This window comes from Paraglaciecola sp., from assembly GCF_051252315.1.
In the GTDB taxonomy this organism is placed as follows: Bacteria; Pseudomonadota; Gammaproteobacteria; order Enterobacterales; family Alteromonadaceae; genus Paraglaciecola.
The window spans coordinates 1-4,422 of sequence record NZ_JBPOFP010000203.1; the positions used below are offsets into that span (position 1 = coordinate 1).

2 protein-coding genes and 1 pseudogene are annotated in these 4,422 nt (G+C 38.6%); 1 reads left to right on the top strand and 2 read right to left on the bottom strand.

The window, feature by feature from the left end; all coding sequences use genetic code 11:
* Positions 1-128: 128 nt before the first annotated feature.
* Positions 129-2,753 (bottom strand): VolA/Pla-1 family phospholipase, encoded by a 2,625-nt coding sequence (locus tag ACSHXM_RS21050; RefSeq protein ID WP_435692248.1) that lies wholly within the window; start codon positions 2,751-2,753, stop codon positions 129-131.
* Between the two features lie 192 nt (positions 2,754-2,945).
* On the opposite strand from ACSHXM_RS21050, the gene ACSHXM_RS21055 reads away from it, so the two are divergent.
* Entirely contained in the window at positions 2,946-3,683 is a 738-nt protein-coding gene (locus tag ACSHXM_RS21055) for a YciK family oxidoreductase (RefSeq protein ID WP_435692250.1), read from the top strand.
* Between the two features lie 78 nt (positions 3,684-3,761).
* On the opposite strand, the pseudogene ACSHXM_RS21060 reads toward ACSHXM_RS21055, so the two are convergent.
* Positions 3,762-4,422: pseudogene (locus tag ACSHXM_RS21060) on the bottom strand (glutamine--tRNA ligase); the annotation flags it as partial.

Genomic DNA, 4,422 nt, shown 5'->3' on the forward strand with positions numbered 1-4,422 from the left:
GTCATATAAAAATTCCAACGCCTTTACTCCAATATTTGTCTTTGCCCTAGTTATGGGGACAAAAATCCAAAAAAAAAGCTAGTCAGTTAACTAGCTTTTAGTATTTTGATAAACTGCTGATCTAAGCGTTAGTTTTCTACCAAGCTAGTATCTGAAATAACAACCGTTTGCCCTTTACTTAGAAAAAACGAAGTGGCTTGCTGCTGAACTTCAGTTGTTGTATCGCTGCTCGCTGTAGGCACTAATAACGAAAAATGATCTCCAGTTAACATTCTAATAAGTGCGCGAGACTGATTTCCAGTTGAGTGCACTTGCTCTAATCCCATAATATTGGCCAATGCTTGGCTTCCCACTAGTGGGAACTTAGTTTCGACCGGATTTACATCATCAGTAATAGCAACACTTCCATCATCGTTTATTCCCCCTCCAACATGTAATTGCATTAGTACGGGCGTGGTATTAGTTAATGTCTTAGCAAAAGCAATCGGATCACCGCCATCTAAAACTGTTTGAGAAGCAAATCTAAACGCATCAAACATTTTGTTAATAGGCTGAAGCTGGTCCTCTGATAACGCTTCTAAAAACGCTTTTGCCGCTGGACCAATAGCTTCTTCACCTGACAAACCGTTATTGATTGAATATTGCGTCAAAAATGCCACAAAATCATCGGAACTAGCAGCTAACAAGGAACCTTTGACTAAAGAGCCAAAACTATTAGATTCTAGAACAGATGTAGGAACACCGCCTGAAGGCACATTTAATACCGATGTGTTAATTGAATAAAGTTCATCAAACAACGCCAATTCCCCGCCCATGGAGGAATTCGCAGTAGCGACAGCCCCTACCCCTGTGACAGATCCTAAACTTTGCGCAATGAAATGCACTTCACTAATATCTAAAGCAAGTTTGTTAGCTCCATCATTGATTGAATTAAGCGCTAATCTTAAATTCATAATATCTGACATACTCTGTCTAACGTTATCTCTTGCTGTTAATAAACTGGTAAAGTTAAGGTAATCTGTAACCGAGTTTACTGAAGCATTAGTAAAGGCACCTTTCTGGTCAAGTAGTCCTCTTTCCCCATGTAACGGATGATCAATAGCAACAGTAGCAAAGCCGGCTAAACTAAATGCAGCTGTTAGTGGCAATACATTTGATTTATTGCCAGTAATACCGTGAGAAAAGATTACTACAGGCCAACCTGATGCAGGTTTTTGAATGAGTGGCACAGCACCTCCTGACGCTGCTGATATAACAGAGAGGACACTTTCATTAGGTACGGTAAACAATACCTTGATGGATTCAGTACCAGCTTCATTAAACAAGGTGTCAGGGTTATCGTTTTGCCTACCTTGTAACATTGGAATAGAGTTATATTTGGTTAGGTTTCTAGGGTCATCCATTCCCAAACTGGTAAGATCCAAGTCAAATAACTGATTATTTGAAGCTTGTTGGCACAACGTATTATTGCCTCCAACCTGACCCGCTTGAATTAGACCTGTAATGACATCTGCCCCTAGTAATTTAAGTGTTGCTCCACTTGTACAGGCTGCTTTCCACCAATCAGTTTTAGGTTGAATAGGATTGGAATAGTAAGGTAAATCTACTGTCCCCCCAACAACTTCTGCCGCACAAAAAGCCCCAACTGAATTAAAAGTTTGGGTTGCCACTTCATAAAGCGGAGAATCGGGTTGATTTATGGTATTTAACAATCCTGCACAGGTATTAAGTCCAACTTGTGTCAATTGCTCAAGCTCATCAGGCGCTAATATTCTTGAAGCAAGGCTTTCAAAAGCATTACTATTTTCACTTAAAGCCTCTACTTTTATAGTTGGTAAATACTGTTTAGCGAACAATTGTGCCGACTCTGCATCCAAACCTTGTAAATTCGCTTGTTTAAATGCCTCGGCATAAGAACCAATATTAAGTTTCTTAATATTGGTTAATACATGCCCTATTGATTGTGTAGAAAAATAAGCAGCATAAGATAATTCTTCTCTAGCAATATCTTCAGGCTCTAATAACTCAACCATTAAATTGGTTATAGTTTGTAAAGGAACAAGAGCTTCTACTCCCACTTTATTTGTTTCAATACTTTGGCGAACTAAATCCCAAGTACCAGAACCTTTAACCGGCCTACCTGTTTGGTCTTTCAAAGACTCAGTAACAACTAACAAGTAACCTTGGCTTGGTTTTAGGACTTTTAATGGCACCACATTGACTGATGCAGACCCTGGTGTATAAGAGGCGATAAAATCTTCACCATAAACAAGTTGTTGACCTAATTCACAGGGCACACCTGGAGCCGGCAGTTGAGCCGCTGTCGATAAACAAAGAGCACTTTCCCCTTCCAGTGCTTGTTTCGCCTCAAACAATACAATGGATTGACTAGTAACAGTTGAAGGATCAATATCCATCCCATCAGGTAAGTCAACTCTAATTTCCATTGGTTGGTGTAAGGACCATCCGTCCAATGCACTTAATGCATGTTTGGGGTTCGTAAGGTCAAAAGGTTCATCACCCTCAGTGTTTAAGGTAAAATCAAAAAAATTACCACTAGGTAACATTAATAAATCGTTTGGAATATTGAGGTCGCTAGTAGCGGGGTTAAACACCACTCGAATATAGGGTTCGTCAGCTATGGGTACTTGCGGTTCTTCGAAAATTGGATTGCTCTTGTTACTATCACTTCCACCACACCCATTTAGTCCAAAGACAAAACATATCCCTATACCACTTAACAGCTTTCTCATATTTCCTTCACCTTATTATTTTATAACGAACAAATTTTTGACACTATTTTTTACCACACCCCATTAAGCAAAAAATTTACCATAAATTCAATTGACGGTAATTTATTTTTTATTCTTCAACTATTGAATGAATTATCAAGCCAAGACTTAGCTGTGATATTATTCAATTAATAGAATTTCCAACTAGTTACTATGCTTAAATATTCATCAAAAAAACAATTTTTAAACGACAAAACAATTCTTGTTACAGGTGCCGGAGATGGTATTGGGAAACAAGCTGCATTAACCTATGCTGAGTATGGAGCGACCGTTATTCTGCTAGGTAAAACAGTAAAAAAGCTTGAATCGGTTTATGACCAAATTATTGCTAAGGGTGGGAACGAACCAGCCATAGTGCCTCTTGATCTAAAAGGTGCCACGGCTAAGAACTACCAAGACATGGCAAATACCATTATTGATCAATTTGGTTGTTTAGATGGACTACTCCACAACGCTAGTTTTTTAGGGCACATTGGTCCTTTTGGCCAAATTACTGAAGAAGATTGGCACGCAGTCTTTCAAGTTAATACACATAGCCAATTCTTAATGACTCAAGCCCTTTTGCCGGCCCTTAAAAAAGCCCAGAATAGCTCCATAATTTTTACAACTTCAGGTCTAGGGTTAAAGGGAAAAGCCTACTGGGGTCCATATGCAATTTCTAAATTTGCGACTCAAGGCATGATGCAAGTATTAGCTGATGAATACGAAAACACTCACATTAGGTTTAATTGTATTAACCCTGGCCCTACTCACACTGCACTGCGCAGCCTAGCCTTTCCAGGTGAAAATGCCAAAAACCTAAAAACCCCAGAGGAAATTATGGATGTGTATTTATATTTGATGGACAGTGAAGAGAGTTTGGACACAGGTAAAACGATTAACGCTCAATAGAATTAAGCGAAGTTAAAAAACTTATAAAAACGCCCTAATAAAAGGGCGTATTACTTATCTTTCTTAGTATGATGCTTGTTAAGACTGGCTGATTTTAGCCCAAGTATCACGCAAACTGACTGTCCTGTTAAATATCAATTCACTTTCACTGCTATCAATGTCTTTGCAAAAATAACCTGTTCGTTCAAATTGAATCGGCGCACTTATTTCTGCCTGCGCTAAACTAGGCTCAACCACAGCGTTTTTAATAATTATTGATTCTGGGTTAATACAAGAAACAAAATCATCTTCACCAGCTGGGTTAGGCACGTTAAATAATCTATCGTACAACCTAACTTTTGCTTGTTTACCATGGGTTGCAGAAACCCAGTGGATCACGCCTTTCACTTTTCTACCATCTGCAGGATCTTTGCCTAACGTATCAGCATCATAGGTACAATATACCGTTGTTACCTTACCATCTTCATCTTTATCGACTCGCTCAGCTTTTATCACATAAGCATTACGCAATCTAACCTCTTTACCTAACACCAAACGTTTGAATTTTTTGTTGGCTTCTTCTCTAAAGTCTTCAGCTTCAATAAACAGCTCTTTGGTAAATGGAATTTTTCTTGAACCCTTTGATTCATCGTTAGGATGATTAGCAGCGGTAAGTTCTTCTAAATCACCTTGATAGTTTTCAATCACAATCTTTAAAGGTTCTAAAACAGCCATAGCCCTATTTGCATTGACATTAAGC